The organism is Acinetobacter sp. YQ_14, assembly GCF_043102985.1.
GTDB classification, from domain to species: domain Bacteria; phylum Pseudomonadota; class Gammaproteobacteria; order Pseudomonadales; family Moraxellaceae; genus Acinetobacter; species Acinetobacter venetianus.
Window position 1 is genome coordinate 44491 of the sequence record NZ_JBICJJ010000009.1, and the last position, 15234, is coordinate 59724.

Sequence of the window (15234 nt, forward strand, 5' to 3'; positions counted from 1 at the left end):
GATTAGACGCTGTTCCTGAAATTAATGATTTAAAAATAAGTGGTAAAGGTGATAAACATGAATGCATTTGATGTGCGAAAGATCATACGTCCAATCGTATTGCTTGTTGCGGTTCTAATCGCAGTTTATACCATCGTGCATTTATGGAATTACTACAATGCCGCGCCTTGGACACGTGATGGTCGTGTCCGTGGTGATGTGATTCAAGTCGCTTCAGATGTGAATGGTTTAGTCACAGAGGTGCTTGTTCAAGATAACCAGACGGTAAAAAAAGGTCAGGTTCTCTTCAAAATTGATGTTGCACGTCAAGCTTTGGATGTTGAGCAAGCAAAGTCTGATTTGGCCAAAGCCAAAGCAGGTTTGGCACAAGCACATGCAAATCTAGCAGGTGCTAAAGCCAGTTTGGTTAAAACTGAAGCCAATATGAAATTGGCTGAAAAGAATGCGGCTCGTTACGCTAGCTTAATGGATGGAGCAATTTCTAAACAAGAGCAAGATCAGGTGTTTGCAACGCGTGATCAAGCACTCGCTGAACGCGAGCAATTAACGGCAAGTATTGAACAGGCGAATGCGGCGATTCAACAGCAGCAAGCATTGATTGAGGTTGCCAATAGTAATTTACATTTGGCGCAGTTGAATTTACATCGTTCTGAAGTGGTTGCACCTGCTGATGGTACGTTATCGAATTTTGATTTACGTGTTGGTAATTATGTGAAAGTTGGACAAGCTGTTGCTGCTTTGCTCGATCGCCATCAGCTCTATGTTGTGGGATATTTTGAAGAAACTAAACTCGATCGTATTCATGTTGGTGATGTCGCAACGATTCAACTGATGGGTGATCGTCAAAAAATCCGTGGGCATGTGCAAGGCGTTGCGACAGGGATTGAAGACCGAGAGCGTTCAGGTAGTTCAAATTTATTGGCCAACGTAAATCCGACATTTAGTTGGGTGCGCTTGGCGCAAAGAGTACCTGTAAAGATTGTGTTAGATGAGCAGCCGAAAAATCCATTGGCTTTTGTTTCGGGTCGTACTGCGACAGTTAGAATTATTGAGAAATAATCAATGCGTTTTTGGATAGGCTCATTTATTCAGAAATGAGTCTATAAATAGCGGCATCGAGTGCCGCTAAATGATAAAGCGTAAATTATACTTTTAAGGTGTAATCCCCGCGGGATCACGATACCAACTTTGGATGAGCAGGGCAGCAGCAAAACTATCTGCGGATAAGCGTCTTGCTTGTCCTTTGTTTTGATAATACTCAAGCTCTTCTCGTGCTTCACGCGTGGTTAGACGTTCATCTACCATCCACGTTTCAATATTGGTTTGATGACGTAAACGACGTGCAAATTTTCGAGCACGTGCAGAAAGTTCTGACTCACTGTCATCCATATTTAAGGGTAGACCCACCAAAAACACATTAGGTTGCCATTCTTTGACTAGCTTGAGCAATTGATTCCAGTCAGGAATGCCGTCTTTCATCACAAATAAAGGAAGTGGATTGGCACTTTCAATGCTTGCTTGGCCAATCGCAATCCCCATTTTTTGTGTACCGAAATCAAAGGCCATAATGGATTGAGATGATTGCATATCAGGCATGCCCAATCTCTGAAGCGAACCAAGTACGATCTACCCCGATTTTCTTATAGGCAGCGTCCCAACGATCGCCATAAGGTAAGTTGAAGATCAAATCCATATCAGAATCACACATCAACCAATCGCCACGCGCAATCTCTTCTTCAAGCTGGTTTTTACTCCAGCTCGCATAACCTAACGCAATTTGATAGCGTCCAACACCTTCATTATGTGCAATTGCATCTAAAATATCTTTACTAGTGGTGATACAGACATTTTCACCGACAGCAATAGACGAATGCCAAGTCGGTTGACCTGTATGTAAGACAAAACCCGCTTCAGGGCGTAAAGGTCCGCCTTGTAAAACAGCATGAGGCTGTACGTTATCTGCATCGATCTCTAAATCATTGAGCAACTCTTTGATTTGCAGTTCAGAAGGGCGGTTGATAATAATGCCTTGAGCACCTTCTTCATCATGGCGAGCAACATAAATCACAGTGTTTGCAAAAAAGTCATCTGCCATGTCTGGTGGAGCGATGAGACAACGGTGAGTTAAATATTGTTTCGTCACCTAGGCGGTTCTCCATCAAAGTGTTGTGCTGATCTATCTATATAGGTTCTTTTTATCAACATACAAGAGTTAATCGGATTTCGCCAATCATTTTCTGATATTTTGTCGCGAAACTTAGCTTGATTGGAACTTGAGTTGGCGTAATTGTTTCGCATGTTGTAAGGTCGTATCGTTGATTTCAACACCACCAGACATACGCGCCAATTCTAAGATCCGTTGTTCTTCACCTAATTCAATAATGGTGCTGCTGGCTGGATCTGTTTGTTGCTTTTTCACCAAGAGGTGTTGATCAGACTGTGCTGCAACTTGAGCTTGGTGCGTAATACAAAGTAATTGTACATGTTGAGCAAGATCAGCCAGTAAACGTCCGACGACTTCAGCTGTGCCACCACTAATACCCACGTCAATTTCATCAAAGACTAATACTTCTGCATCTGTTTTTTCAGCATTCATTACTTGCATCACCAAGGCAATACGCGATAATTCACCGCCTGATGCAACCCGTGCAAGCGGCTGTGGAGGAATTCCTTTGTTGGCTGTAAATAGCAGTTGAATGAAACTGAGACCCTCAGCATTTGCTGGTTCTAATGGCTCAAATTTGAATTCAAAATGTGCTTCAGGTAAGGCCAATGGCTTCACTTGCTCAGTCAATTGTTTGGCAAGTGGAATGGCCGCAGCACGACGGATTTCATCTAAATGTTGAGCTTTTTGCATAAAGTCTTGATATGAAACTTCAACTTGTTCCGCTAAGGTTTCTGGATCTTCGAGTTGATGCAGTTGCTCTAGCTCTTGCTGCCAAACTTCATATTCTTGTTTAAGCAGTTCAGGCTGTGTACGATGTTTACGTGCCAAACGATGGAAGACCTCAAGCGTCGCATTTAACTGTTCCATCCGTTCAGGGTTAAAACTTTGACGGTCTATAAACTGACGCAAGCTTGCGGTCGCATCCTCTATTTCACTTTGTGCATTTAATAAGGAATTATAAATATTACTTAGTTGTTCGCTACGACCTGCATGAGATTCCAATCGGCGAATGATTGAGGCAACTTCTTGCGTGATATTCTGTTCGGCTTCATCTAAAACATTTAAGCCATAACCGCAGTCTTGCATGATATGTTCATGATGGCTGAGGCGATCAAACTCTTGTTCAATTTCACGATAATCAGTTTGGACAACGTCTTCTAATTCTTCGATTTGTGATTCTAAGCTTTGTATTTTCTGAATACGAGTTGCTTGTGCATTTAAAGCGGCTTGATGTTGGCGAATATTATTTTGCCATGTGCTATAAGCTTCACGAACGGCATGAGCAGGATCAGCGAAGTTGTGATAACGATCCAACCAATGCTTTGGGTAAGGCGGTTCTAACAGCTGCTGTTGACTATGTTGACTATAGAGTTGAACGAGTAAACGTCCAATTTCTTTAAGTTCAGCTAGACTACTTGGTCGACCATTAATCCATGCCTTGCTACGACCCGTTGCGAAAATAACCCGTCTTAGGTGAATTTCACCTGAATCATCATCCAGTTCATGCTCTGTGAGCCAGTGAGCTTCAGCACTTTGAGGTTGATAACTAAATACCGCCGTGACATCGGCTTTATCTGCGCCATAACGAACGTAGTTGGTATCCGTGCGTTCGCCTAAGCATGCGGAAAGAGCATCTAACAATAATGATTTTCCTGCGCCTGTTTCACCCGTGAGAACATTAAACCCTTGTTCAATATCCAAAGCGAGATGGTCAGCAAGTGCAAAATTAATTAAAGTTAAATGGGTGAGCATAAACGCATCCAATGCACAGAATCTTTTGCTTAAAGATAGAGAAGTTTTAAATGGGCTACAAGAGTTGAATGTAGGATTTTCCTTATTTACTTGATAGATAGCTGAGTAGTGATCAGCATACTTTAAATTTCTGGATGATTTTCTTGATTGATTTATAGCTTAGCAAATTTTTTCCGAGTTTTAGTTGTTACGATGGATTAAGTTTTACTTTTCCAATTTGCTCACAGTATATGAGCCATATATGGCACAAGGTCTAGTGTTGGGACAATATTTCACTTTATTTTTCTTCTTTACTCATATACGGCTGCTCGTCTTGCGCTCGGACAAAGCTTTACTTTGTTAAAGCTCGCCACTCGTAGCATAGTTACTCGTCTTGCGCTCAGGCAAAGTTTCACTTTGCTTATCTTCGCTCAGGTATGAAAATTGCTATGTTTCCACTAGAAAATGGATTGATTAGTTGCAACAGCACAATTAAACTACGTCCAGCATAACCTAATATAAATGCGGCATTATTTGGAGAGTACGCATGAGTTCAGTACAGTTTGATCATGTAACGGTCATCAAGAAATCGAATGTGTATTTTGGTGGGGCATGTATCAGCCATACAGTACAATTTGAAGATGGTACAAAAAAGACTTTAGGTGTGATTTTACCTACTGAGCAACCTTTAACGTTTGAAACGCATGTCCCAGAGCGTATGGAAATCATTTCTGGCGAATGTCGTGTAAAGATTGCAGATAGTACCGAGAGTGAACTATTTCGTGCTGGACAATCATTCTATGTTCCAGGCAATAGTACTTTCCTAATCGAAGCTGATGAAGTGCTCGATTATGTTTGCCATTTAGAAGGTTAACCTATTTCCTGCTAAATCTAGTACACTAGAGTCAATAGAAATCCTGTAAAGTCATTTTGCAGGATTTTTTTATTAAATACTCTTGCGGAGCTATAATCGCTCCTCACCTGTAAAGTCACTTTGCAGGATTTTTATTTTTCGTTGAGATGAAATTGTTAGAGGTCGTTCATGGCAAAACCTGAATATTATTATGGCGTTCATTCGGTTGAGTCATTGTTGGAATTAGAGCCTGAACGTGTTTTAACTTTATTCACTTTAAAAGGTCGTGACGATCAACGTTTACAAAAAATATTACAACTCGCAGAGCCATTTGGAATTAGTGTTCAAAAGGCGAGTCGAGATAGTTTAGAAAAACTCGCTGGTTTACCTTTTCATCAGGGGGTGGTTGCTGCAGTAAGACCGCATCCAACTTTAAATGAAAAAGACTTAGATCAGTTAATGCAACAACATACTAATCCATTGTTATTGGCATTGGATCAAGTCACAGATCCACATAATTTAGGTGCATGTATTCGTACAGCTGCGGCCATGGGTGTTCAAGCAGTCATTGTGCCTCGTGATCGATCAGCAAGTTTAACGCCAACTGCGCGTAAAGTTGCAGCTGGTGGTGCTGAGAAAGTTAAATTCATTCAGGTCACTAATCTTGCCCGTACGCTAGCGCATTTAAAAGATACAACTCACACTCGTGTCATTGGTACAATGTTGGACGAAAAGGCTTTACCGATTCAACAGTGCGATTTTAATGGCTCAATCGTGATTGTTATGGGGGCTGAAGATACGGGATTAAGACCAATTACTCAGTCACAATGTGATCAGACGGTTTATATTCCAATGATGGGTGATTTGCAAAGCTTGAATGTCAGTGTGGCAACTGGTATGGCACTTTATGAAGCTTGTCGTCAACGCAATAGTGTATAATTCACCTAATCTTCGGTTCACCTAATTTAAAATGACTGCTCGCTCACAAGGCTATTTATTTGTTCTGATTACAATGTGTATTTGGGGCGGGTTTACAATTTTTTCTCGGTTGAATGCGCATTGGCATGTGAGTGTTTGGGATCTGGTTGCAATGCGTTTTGCGATTGCCTCGATTATTTTACTTCCTGTTCTCATTTATAAAAAAGACTTTGCTTTTCTATGGGATCTAAAGCCGATTATATTGGCTTGTATCGGTGGCTTAGCATACTGCTTCACGGTCTATACCGCTTTTTTACATGCACCTGCTGCACATGCTGCAATTTTTCTAAATGGCTGTATTCCATTATGTACCGCCGTCGCTGCCTATTTTTTATTTAAACAACCCTTTGATAAGCATACTTGGCTGAGTCTTGTTATTATGATGAGCGCATTAGTACTGATGAGCTATCTAATGTTACATGATCAAGCTTCAGCATTAGGGTGGGGTGATCTACTGCTCTTCATCAGTGCAGTGTGGTGGGGAGTTTTTACAGTTTTACTGAAACAGTGGAAATTGTCCGCTTGGCATTCGACAGTCGGTGTTGTGATCTGGTCAGCTATCATTTACCTACCGATCTATCTTTTGTTTATTCCTAAACATTTCCATGATGCAGCACCAGTACATTTATTAATTCAAGGGCTTTTCCACGGGGTGTTGGTTGTGATTGTTGCTACACTTACTTATGTGGCTGCTATTGAGCGCTTAGGTGCATTTAAAACAGGTAGTATCGTGACGCTAGCACCTTTTATTGCTGCATTGGTTGCTGTGCCATTACTCAATGAACCATTAAATGCAGCAATTGCTTGTGGTTTAGTGGGTATGGCAATAGGAGCATTGCAGCCTTGGCGATGGTTTAGAAAAGACACCTTGGCTACTCAATTGGCTCAGCAAAAGCAGGATTAAAAAGAGCGTTCAGCTCTCTGTAAATATTGTAGATGTAAAGGCTTGAGTTGAGTGTGTAGATGTTCGAGTAGACCATCATTCAGAATAATATCGTTCGCCCGTTTTTGTTTCTCTGAGCGAGACATTTGTGCTGCAATAATTTTACGAATTTGCTCTTCACTTTGACCATCCCTCTGACTTGCACGATCTAATTGAGTTTGTTCATCTGCATCAATAAGTAAAGTGTGCTGAACGAGTTCGTGCTGGTTCGTTTCAAAGAGTAGCGGAGAAACTAAAATGACATAAGGGCTTTGTGCTTGTTGAAGTTGTTCAACAATTGATTGGCGAATAGCAGGGTGAGTGATTTGCTCTAAGGTGTGACGTGCTTCAGGGAATTGAAAGATGTGTTCACGTAATGCACGTCGATTAAGCGAGCCATCATTAGAAATTACCCAATCTCCAAATGCTTCTTGAATAGCATTTAACGCAGACTGCCCAGGTTCAACCACTTCGCGAGCAACAATATCAGCATCAACCACGGTAATACCTTGGGACTCAAACCATTGGGTTGCAGCTGATTTACCACTACCAATGCCACCGGTGACGCCCAAAACAAAACCCATATTATCCACCTAAATATACCTTCATAATTTGATCACCCCATAAAAAGGCTATCCAACCTGCAATCGCAATATAGGGGCCAAATGCAAAAGGCTGATTTTCACCACGCATTTTCATTAAAATGATACCGATAATGGCACCAACTACTGAGGAAAGTAGGATGATGAGCGGTAACATCATTGGTCCCATCCAAGCGCCTAAGGCTGCAAGTAACTTAAAGTCACCGTAACCCATGCCTTCTTTGCCTGTAATAACTTTAAACAGATAGTAAACAATCCATAAGCACAAGAAGCCAATTAAATAGCCCCAAATTGCAGAACTTGGAGATGTGTAAATTGCAAAAGTATTAATCCCTAAACCCAAAGCTGCAAGTGGCAGAGTAAATCTGTCGGGTAGCAGTTGAGTGTCAAAATCTATAAACGTTAAGGTGATCAATACCCACGTCAATAATAGCCCCAACAGCATTTGAATCGTTGCACCAAATACAAGGACAACGATTAATGAGCAGACCATTGTGAGTAATTCAATAAAAGGGTAACGAATACTAATCGGATTTTGACAAGTGCCACATTTGCCTCGAAGTATAAGCCAACTGATAACTGGAATATTTTGATACCAACGGATTAGACTATGACATTTTGGGCAAGTTGAAGCTGGTTTACTTAGCGTTAGTTTTTCTTGATCAATGATGGGTTGTTCAGGATGTAAAAGCATTTGACATTCTTGATGCCATTCCTGTTCCATCATTTTTGGTGTTCGAAAAATAACAACGTTGAGAAAACTGCCGATACATAAACTAAAAAGCCCAACCGCAATATAAAGCGCAGTTGGGTTATCAACTAAATATGAAATGACTTGTTGCATTAGACTACAGAGCCCATTTGGAAAATTGGAAGATACATAGCAATTACTAGACCGCCTACCAATACCCCTAAAATAGCCATAATTAAAGGTTCCATCATAGAGGTTAAGCCATCAACAGCATTATCAACCTCATTTTCAAAATGTGTTGCCACTTTATCGAGCATGCTATCTAAAGCACCAGACTCCTCACCAATCGCAACCATTTGAATAGCCATAGATGGGAAACGATTGGATACACGCATTGCGAATTGCAGTTGTTGACCAGTCGCAACATCCTCTCGAATTTTCATTACGGCTTCTTCATAAATAATGTTATTGGTCGCACCTGCGGTAGATTCAAGTGCATCAATCAATGGAACACCAGCGGCGAATGTTGTAGCTAGGGTGCGACTATAACGAGCAATAATTGCTTTATAAACTAAGTCTCCAAAAATAGGTGCTTTCAAAACCAATTTGTCTAAAAAATTTCTAAATTTTTGACTACGTTTTTTTGATTCTAAGAAAGCCGTGATAATAATACCAATAATCAGAATAAGGATGAACCAATATGCTTGCATCCATTGTGACATGTTAACTACCATCTTAGTAAAAGCTGGAAGATCAGCACCAAAGGAACTAAAGAGATCTTGAAATACTGGAACAACTTTAACCATTAAGATAATCGTAACAATAACGGCAACAACAATTACTGTAATAGGATACTTCATCGCTTTCTTGATCTTTTGTTTTAACAATTCACTTTTCTCTTTGTAAATTGCAACTCGGTCAAGCATGGTTTCTAAAGCACCAGATTGTTCGCCAGATTCGACGAGAGAACAAAATAGATTATCAAAGTAAAGAGGGTATTTACGTAATGCCCCAGCGAAAGTATTGCCTCCTTCTACTTCCCCTTTAATGCCAAGTACAACTTCGCGCATAGATGGATTTTCTAGTCCTTCTGCAACAATTTCAAAGCCTTGAACTAAAGGGACACCTGCTTTCATCATTGTTGCTAATTGGCGTGTGAAAATCGTAATGTCTAGGGTAGTGACTTTCTTTTTCATTAAACCTTCAAGAATATTCTTCCTTTTTTCGCGAATATTCTTGATAGTGACACCTTGTTTTCGTAATGTAACTTTAGCTAAAGCCATATTACGAGCGGGTAATTCCCCTTTGATCTTTACCCCTTTGCGATCAACCCCTTCATAAGCAAAAGTAGGCATCATTTGCGCTTTTTTAGCTGCCATGACCATTAATCCTTGTTATTAATTTTATTCACTAGTTACTCGGTTTACTTCTTGTAAGGAAGTAATGCCTTGCATCACTTTTTTTAACCCAGAACGACGTAAGTTGTTAAAGCCTGCTTTTTCTGAAGCTGCTGCAATTTGTAGGGCGTTGCCATCTTCCATAATAATTTTAGAAATTTCAGGCGTTACTTTCATAACCTCATAAATACCAACACGGCCCTTGTAACCTTCTCTACATTCTGAACAACCTACTGGCTGAAATAGTTTTAATTCAGGATCAGCGAGGTCTTGTTCGGTGAACCCTAATTCTATGAGACTTTGTTTAGGGATATCGACAGGTACTTTACACTGTTGACATAGGCGACGTGCTAAGCGCTGAGCAATCACCAAATTGACAGAGGTCGCAATATTGAATGATGGTACTCCCATGTTGCGTAAACGAGTCAATGTTTCTGGTGCACTGTTTGTATGTAAAGTAGACATTACCATATGGCCTGTTTGCGCTGCTTTAATTGCAATTTCAGCAGTTTCAAGGTCACGAACCTCACCCACCATGATGATATCAGGATCTTGACGTAAGAATGCTTTTAAGGCTGCGGAGAACGTTAAACCTGTTTTGGGGTTGACGTTAACCTGATTAATACCTTCTAAGTTAATTTCTACAGGATCTTCCGCGGTAGAAATATTGGTATCTTCTGTATTTAGAATGTTTAAACCAGTATATAAAGATACGGTTTTACCAGACCCTGTAGGACCAGTAATGAGGAGCATCCCTTGCGGTTTTTCTAATGCTTCTAAGAATAATGCTTTCTGTTCATCTTCATAGCCGAGGGCTTCAATGCCTAGCATCGCGCTCGATGGATCAAGAATACGAAGAACAAGTTTTTCACCGAATAATGTTGGAAGTGAGTTAACACGGAAGTCAATGGCTTTAGTCTTGGATAGTTTAAGTTTAATTCGGCCATCTTGTGGCATGCGCTTCTCAGAAATATCCATCTGAGACATCACTTTCAAACGTGAAGCTAATCGATTCGCCATTTGTAATGGTGGATTCGCAATTTGTCTAAGAACGCCATCAACTCGATAGCGGACACGGTACATTTTCTCATAAGGTTCAAAGTGTAGGTCAGATGCTCCCATGCGAATTGCATCAATTAATAACTTATTGATGTATTTAACAATTGGAGATTCATCACTTTGGGCGACGTCATTTTCATCTTCATCCTTAGATGTACCACTCTCAACATCAATACTCTCTAAATCAAAATCTTCATCATCACCAAAATCAAAGCTACCCGTGTCACCAAACTGTTGTTCAATCAGCTTTTCTAATTTGTTATGTTCAACAATAATAGGTTCAATATTAAGTTTAGTATTGAAGCGAATTGCATCTAAGGCATCAATATTGGTGGGGTTGCTGGTTGCTACATATAAGATTTGACCACGCTGTACCAAAGGCACAATTCGATGTCTTTGGATTAGTTTTTGATCTGTAATTTCGCGAGGAAGAATGGCTGTGTCGTAAACAGCTAAATCAAATAGTGGTTCACCAAACTCGAGTGAAATGCTTTCCGCAATTATTAGAGGCGATATTCGTTGGTGCTCAATCAGATGAGCAACAATATCTTGTTTAGCCTTTTTTGCAGCATCAATTGCGGTTTGCATATTTGACGCAGTCAAATGACCATCATCGACTAAACGTCGAATAAACCCCGAAAATTTTGGAGACGTATGTAATCCTGACATCTGTCCGCCTTATGACAATATGGTTATAATAGCTATATAATAAAATTATACTTTTGTTACGCAAAAATACTACTAGTGAAAGTGTTGTTTTTGACTTGGTTCATGCTGAAAACTTTGAACTAATCGAGTCTTTTGGGAATTAATTTTTATAATAAAAGCAATCATAAAGAAATTTAAAAAAGTTATGGTTAGGAAATTTATTTTTTTCATATAGCTATCTTATTTTTTTGTCATTTCGTAGCTTATAAATATTTTTTACGAGGTTTTAACTTTACGCATTATAAAAAAACTGAATTTTCTAAAAATACGTGTAAAATATGCAGCATTTTTTAGAAATTAACAGTAGGTGGGCGAAGTATGTCGAGTTCGACGATTACCCCTTGGGTTGTTGGTAATTGGAAATTAAATCCAATGCGTGCTGACGCTCTCCAATTAATAGAAGAATTTAAAGCTTTGTTAGAACAGCAGTCGATTTCTCCTGAGTACTGTCATATTGGCGTGGCGCCAACTGCAATCGCATTGACTGCGGTAAAAGCTCAGCTGAATGGTGCGAACCGAAAAATTTATACCGTTGCTCAAGACGTCTCTAGAATAGCTGGAACAGGTGCTTATACTGGTGAGGTGAGTGCTGAGCTATTAAAAGATAGCCAAATTGAATTCGTTTTAATTGGTCATTCAGAGCGTCGTGAGTTATTTGGTGACAATGTAGAAATTCTAAAAACAAAGTTACAAAACGCTTTAAAAGCAGATTTAACTGTGATTTATTGTGTGGGTGAGAGTCTTGAGCAGCGTGAGCAAGGTCAGGCTGAACAAGTTGTTTTACAGCAGATTTGTGATATTGCATCCGTGGTTCAATCAGAGCAATGGCAGAATATTGTGATTGCTTACGAGCCGATTTGGGCAATTGGTACGGGTAAAACAGCCTCTCCAGCAGATGCACAAGCAATGCATGCCAAAATCCGTGAGGGTCTGAAACAAATTACGGCATTCGGAGCGGATATGGCGATCCTTTACGGTGGTAGCGTAAAAGCTGAAAATGCAGTTGAATTAGCAGCATGCCCAGATATTAATGGTGCTTTGGTTGGTGGTGCATCATTGAATGCTGAATCTTTTTACCAAATCGCAAAAGCATTTGCTCAAAGCAAATAACGAGGAATAGAGATGTATAGTTTTATACTCGTTGTACATATCATTTTAGCAATCTTGATTATTGCTTTGGTTCTAGTACAACAAGGTAAAGGTGCAGAAGCAGGGGCATCATTTGGCGGCGGCGGCGCGGCGACAGTTTTTGGTGCTTCAGGCGCTGGCAACTTTTTAACGCGTTTAACTGCAATTTTTACAGCTTTATTTTTTGCTACAAGTTTAACTTTAGCTGTATTTGCAAAAAAACAAACGACAGATGCGTATAGTCTAAAATCTGTACAAACCACAACGGAAGCACCAGCTACATCGTCTGAAACTTCATCAAACGCACCTAAAACTACTGAATAAGTTGAATTAAGACTTTCCTTTTTAGTTTTAAAGGAATAGAATGCGTCCCACAAAGCTGCGGTGGTGGTGGAATTGGTAGACACGCTACCTTGAGGTGGTAGTGCTTTCGGGCGTGGGGGTTCAAGTCCCCCCTTCCGCACCAAACTTAATAACCAATAAGTTTGGTGTATGCAGTGATTGTTGATGCGGGATGGAGCAGTCTGGTAGCTCGTCGGGCTCATAACCCGAAGGTCGTTGGTTCAAATCCAGCTCCCGCTACCATTTGATTAAGGTGCAACTTAATCAAGCAAATATGAAAACTAAGATTGACTTTTTTTCATATTTGTATATAATTTTTGCACGTTGATGCGGGATGGAGCAGTCTGGTAGCTCGTCGGGCTCATAACCCGAAGGTCGTTGGTTCAAATCCAGCTCCCGCTACCAAGTTTCTAAAAAGAGGCTCACAATAAGGTGGGCCTTTTTGCACAGTGGGCTATGCTTTTCTGTGCAGTATAGGGGCGATTATCGCCCTTTTTTATTGGTTGTTTAACTATCGTGTAGTGTTCGACATCAATTGGTCAAATAGTCGTGCTTCACTATACGGTTAAGATTGATTGGCTCGTAGAAGAGCGACGAGAGTAAATGAAATTATCAAATAAATCTCAAGCATTGCATGATCTTATCGCACCCGCTGTTGCGGCTTGTGGTGTAGATCTGTGGGGGATTGAATTCCTGCCACAAGGTAAACGTTCTTTACTGCGCATTTATATTGATAAAGCCGTTGATGAGAGCGCTGAACTTATTATTAATGAAGATGGTGAAGTTGAACAAGGGCGTGGTATTGGCGTTCAAGATTGTGTTCTAGTAACGCAACAAGTCGGTGCAATGTTGGATGTTCATGATCCTATTTCTGGTGAATATGCATTAGAAGTATCATCACCAGGCTGGGATCGTCCATTTTTCCAATTAGATCAATTGCCTGCATACATTGGGCAACAAGTAGCTTTACGATTAATTGCTGCTGTCGAAAATCGTCGAAAATTCCAAGCAAAATTACTTTCCGTAGACTTAGAAAATGAAATGATCCAAGTTGAAGTGGAAGGTAAGCATGTGCTTGAAATTGATAGTAATAATATTGATAAAGCAAATTTAATCTATCAAGACTAATATTAACTTAATTTTATAAGAAATCGGTAGGTGACTTATGGGCCGCGAAATTCTTACCGTTGCAGAAACGGTTAGTAATGAAAAAGGTGTTAGTCGTGAAGCGATCTTCGAAGCGTTAGAACAAGCCCTTGTTGCCGCGACGAAGAAAAAGTTTTACGAAGGTACACACTCTGAAGAAGCTCAACTGCGTGTTGAGATTGATCGTAAAACAGGTGATTACCGTACTTTCCGTCAATGGACTGTCGTTGCTGACGAAGATCACGAAATGCCAGCATGCCAAGATGCGATCTCTGATGTAGATCCATCACAATGGTCAATCGGCGATGTACGTGAGTTAGAAGTTGAGTCGATTGAGTTTGGTCGTATCGCTGCTCAAATCGCAAAACAAGTGATCGTACAAAAGATTCGTGAAGCTGAGCGTGCATTGGTTGCCGATGCTTATGAGTCTAAAGTCGGTGAGCTAATTTACGGTGAAGTGAAGAAGCAAACTAAAGATGGTTTCATCATTGATCTTGGTGATAATGCTGAAGCTTATTTGGCGCGTGAAGAAACGATTCACAAAGAAATGTTACGTCCGAAACAGCGTATCAATGCAATTTTATATAACGTAAACCGTGAAGGTCGTGGTGCACAATTGTTATTGTCTCGTGCCCGTCCTGAAATGCTGATTGCTTTGATGAAGAAAGAAATTCCAGAAATTTCTGAAGAAATCATTGAAATTAAAGCGGCAGCTCGTCAACCAGGTGTTCGTGCTAAAATTGCAGTGAAAACTAATGATCATCGCATTGACCCTGTTGGCGCTTGTATTGGTATGCGTGGTACACGTATTCAAGCAGTGCAACAAGAGTTAAATGGCGAGCGCATTGATGTTGTGGTGTGGTCTGATGACCCAGCACAGTATATCGCAAGTGCATTAGAGCCAGCTGATGTATCTGGAATTGTACTTGATGAAGATGCACGTAGTGCGGATATCATCTTTGCAACAAATGATCAGTTAGCGCGTGCAATTGGTTCGCAAGGTCAAAATGTTCGTTTAGCATCAGAATTAACGGGTTATAAACTCGACATGATGTTAGAAGAAGAGTATCGTGCTCGTCAGCAAAACGAAGCACAGCAATATTTGGATATGTTTATTACACGTCTTGATATTGAAGAAGATTTAGCAATGGCTTTGGTTGAAATGGGCTTCACTTCATTGGAAGAGATTGCTTACGTACCAGCTGAAACATTTGACGAAATTGAGCTTGAAGCAGATTTGGTTGAATTGCTACAAAGCCGTGCAAAAGAAGCTGCTTTAACAGATGCGTTGAAACAGCAAGAAAATATTCAAGAGCCAAGTGCAGAACTTCTCGGTATGGAAGGTATGACAACTGAGATTGCGTATGCATTGGCGGCGCGTGGTGTAATTACTGTTGATGATTTGGCTGATCAAGCAACTGATGATATCTCTGATATCGAAGGCTTAGATAATGACAAAGCTGGACAATTAATTATGAAAGCACGTGAATCATGGTTTAACTAGGAGATA

15 protein-coding genes and 3 tRNA genes are annotated in these 15234 nt (G+C 40.4%); 11 read left to right on the plus strand and 7 right to left on the minus strand.

Annotated elements, in window-relative coordinates; all coding sequences use genetic code 11:
- The first annotated feature begins 57 nt into the window (after positions 1-57).
- Positions 58-1059 carry an HlyD family secretion protein gene (locus ACF8D3_RS04230; RefSeq protein WP_019385826.1) on the plus strand — a complete coding sequence of 334 codons (1002 nt, stop codon included), beginning with the start codon at positions 58-60 and terminating at the stop codon, positions 1057-1059.
- A 93-nt stretch (positions 1060-1152) separates the two neighbouring features.
- On the opposite strand, the gene ruvX is transcribed toward ACF8D3_RS04230, so the two are convergent.
- The 3 genes from ruvX to recN form a co-directional block, all read right to left on the minus strand.
- On the minus strand, positions 1153-1596 hold the full coding sequence (ruvX, locus tag ACF8D3_RS04235; protein ID WP_004876467.1) for a Holliday junction resolvase RuvX: 444 nt from the start codon (positions 1594-1596) through the stop codon (positions 1153-1155).
- Complete coding sequence (locus ACF8D3_RS04240) at positions 1589-2143, minus strand: YqgE/AlgH family protein (protein ID WP_019385824.1); 555 nt, start codon at positions 2141-2143, stop codon at positions 1589-1591. Before ACF8D3_RS04240 ends, ruvX begins: the two co-directional genes overlap by 8 nt.
- 114 nt (positions 2144-2257) lie before the next feature.
- Positions 2258-3919, minus strand: coding sequence for a DNA repair protein RecN (recN, locus tag ACF8D3_RS04245; RefSeq protein ID WP_392470352.1), 1662 nt, complete (start codon positions 3917-3919; stop codon positions 2258-2260).
- Positions 3920-4445: 526 nt separating this feature from the next.
- Here recN and ACF8D3_RS04250 point away from each other — a divergent pair.
- The 3 genes from ACF8D3_RS04250 (at position 4446) to ACF8D3_RS04260 (ending at position 6633) form a co-directional block, all read left to right on the plus strand.
- Positions 4446-4772: a pyrimidine/purine nucleoside phosphorylase gene (locus tag ACF8D3_RS04250; protein WP_004876475.1), complete on the plus strand. Its 327-nt coding sequence runs from the start codon at positions 4446-4448 to the stop codon at positions 4770-4772.
- Positions 4773-4940: 168 nt separating this feature from the next.
- Positions 4941-5690 (plus strand): 23S rRNA (guanosine(2251)-2'-O)-methyltransferase RlmB, encoded by a 750-nt coding sequence (rlmB, locus tag ACF8D3_RS04255; RefSeq protein WP_004876476.1) that lies wholly within the window; start codon positions 4941-4943, stop codon positions 5688-5690.
- A 31-nt stretch (positions 5691-5721) separates the two neighbouring features.
- Positions 5722-6633, plus strand: a complete 912-nt coding sequence (locus ACF8D3_RS04260) for a DMT family transporter (RefSeq protein WP_392470355.1) — start codon at positions 5722-5724, stop codon at positions 6631-6633.
- Here the strand turns inward: ACF8D3_RS04260 and coaE are convergent.
- Genes coaE through pilB form a run of 4 tightly spaced genes read right to left on the minus strand, consistent with a single transcriptional unit; the run spans position 6630 to position 11069 of the window.
- Positions 6630-7235: a dephospho-CoA kinase gene (gene coaE / locus ACF8D3_RS04265; RefSeq protein WP_392470357.1), complete on the minus strand. Its 606-nt coding sequence runs from the start codon at positions 7233-7235 to the stop codon at positions 6630-6632. The two genes, ACF8D3_RS04260 and coaE, sit on opposite strands and share 4 nt — an antisense overlap.
- A gap of 1 nt (position 7236) precedes the next feature.
- On the minus strand, positions 7237-8097 hold the full coding sequence (locus tag ACF8D3_RS04270; protein ID WP_392470360.1) for a prepilin peptidase: 861 nt from the start codon (positions 8095-8097) through the stop codon (positions 7237-7239).
- Positions 8097-9323: a type II secretion system F family protein gene (locus tag ACF8D3_RS04275; RefSeq protein WP_392470362.1), complete on the minus strand. Its 1227-nt coding sequence runs from the start codon at positions 9321-9323 to the stop codon at positions 8097-8099. Before ACF8D3_RS04275 ends, ACF8D3_RS04270 begins: the two co-directional genes overlap by 1 nt.
- A gap of 24 nt (positions 9324-9347) precedes the next feature.
- On the minus strand, positions 9348-11069 hold the full coding sequence (pilB, locus tag ACF8D3_RS04280) for a type IV-A pilus assembly ATPase PilB (RefSeq protein WP_392470364.1): 1722 nt from the start codon (positions 11067-11069) through the stop codon (positions 9348-9350).
- A gap of 357 nt (positions 11070-11426) precedes the next feature.
- Here pilB and tpiA point away from each other — a divergent pair, with 357 nt between their 5' ends.
- From tpiA to nusA, 7 genes are all read left to right on the plus strand, one after another.
- On the plus strand, positions 11427-12218 hold the full coding sequence (gene tpiA / locus ACF8D3_RS04285) for a triose-phosphate isomerase (RefSeq protein WP_019385817.1): 792 nt from the start codon (positions 11427-11429) through the stop codon (positions 12216-12218).
- Positions 12219-12230: 12 nt separating this feature from the next.
- Positions 12231-12560, plus strand: a complete 330-nt coding sequence (gene secG, locus ACF8D3_RS04290) for a preprotein translocase subunit SecG (protein WP_004876490.1) — start codon at positions 12231-12233, stop codon at positions 12558-12560.
- A gap of 57 nt (positions 12561-12617) precedes the next feature.
- A tRNA-Leu gene (locus ACF8D3_RS04295) sits at positions 12618-12702 on the plus strand.
- Positions 12703-12744: 42 nt separating this feature from the next.
- Positions 12745-12821, plus strand: a tRNA-Met gene (locus tag ACF8D3_RS04300).
- 85 nt (positions 12822-12906) lie between these two features.
- A tRNA-Met gene (locus tag ACF8D3_RS04305) sits at positions 12907-12983 on the plus strand.
- Positions 12984-13181: 198 nt separating this feature from the next.
- A complete protein-coding gene (gene rimP, locus ACF8D3_RS04310; protein ID WP_392470366.1) occupies positions 13182-13706 on the plus strand; it encodes a ribosome maturation factor RimP in 525 nt (174 codons plus the stop codon).
- Positions 13707-13743: 37 nt separating this feature from the next.
- Positions 13744-15228, plus strand: coding sequence for a transcription termination factor NusA (nusA, locus tag ACF8D3_RS04315; protein ID WP_004876494.1), 1485 nt, complete (start codon positions 13744-13746; stop codon positions 15226-15228).
- The last annotated feature ends 6 nt before the right edge of the window (positions 15229-15234 follow it).

What these genes read in the sequence shown, in the direction of transcription:
- ACF8D3_RS04260 (WP_392470355.1), top strand. Translation starts at nt 5,722, where the DNA reads ATGACTGCTCGCTCACAAGGCTATTTATTTGTTCTGATTACAATGTGT.
- nusA (WP_004876494.1), top strand. Translation starts at nt 13,744, where the DNA reads ATGGGCCGCGAAATTCTTACCGTTGCAGAAACGGTTAGTAATGAAAAA.
- pilB (WP_392470364.1), bottom strand. Translation starts at nt 11,069, where the DNA reads ATGTCAGGATTACATACGTCTCCAAAATTTTCGGGGTTTATTCGACGT.
- secG (WP_004876490.1), top strand. Translation starts at nt 12,231, where the DNA reads ATGTATAGTTTTATACTCGTTGTACATATCATTTTAGCAATCTTGATT.
- ACF8D3_RS04270 (WP_392470360.1), bottom strand. Translation starts at nt 8,097, where the DNA reads ATGCAACAAGTCATTTCATATTTAGTTGATAACCCAACTGCGCTTTAT.
- ACF8D3_RS04230 (WP_019385826.1), top strand. Translation starts at nt 58, where the DNA reads ATGAATGCATTTGATGTGCGAAAGATCATACGTCCAATCGTATTGCTT.
- tpiA (WP_019385817.1), top strand. Translation starts at nt 11,427, where the DNA reads ATGTCGAGTTCGACGATTACCCCTTGGGTTGTTGGTAATTGGAAATTA.
- coaE (WP_392470357.1), bottom strand. Translation starts at nt 7,235, where the DNA reads ATGGGTTTTGTTTTGGGCGTCACCGGTGGCATTGGTAGTGGTAAATCA.
- ACF8D3_RS04250 (WP_004876475.1), top strand. Translation starts at nt 4,446, where the DNA reads ATGAGTTCAGTACAGTTTGATCATGTAACGGTCATCAAGAAATCGAAT.
- ruvX (WP_004876467.1), bottom strand. Translation starts at nt 1,596, where the DNA reads ATGCCTGATATGCAATCATCTCAATCCATTATGGCCTTTGATTTCGGT.
- ACF8D3_RS04275 (WP_392470362.1), bottom strand. Translation starts at nt 9,323, where the DNA reads ATGGCAGCTAAAAAAGCGCAAATGATGCCTACTTTTGCTTATGAAGGG.
- recN (WP_392470352.1), bottom strand. Translation starts at nt 3,919, where the DNA reads ATGCTCACCCATTTAACTTTAATTAATTTTGCACTTGCTGACCATCTC.
- rlmB (WP_004876476.1), top strand. Translation starts at nt 4,941, where the DNA reads ATGGCAAAACCTGAATATTATTATGGCGTTCATTCGGTTGAGTCATTG.
- rimP (WP_392470366.1), top strand. Translation starts at nt 13,182, where the DNA reads ATGAAATTATCAAATAAATCTCAAGCATTGCATGATCTTATCGCACCC.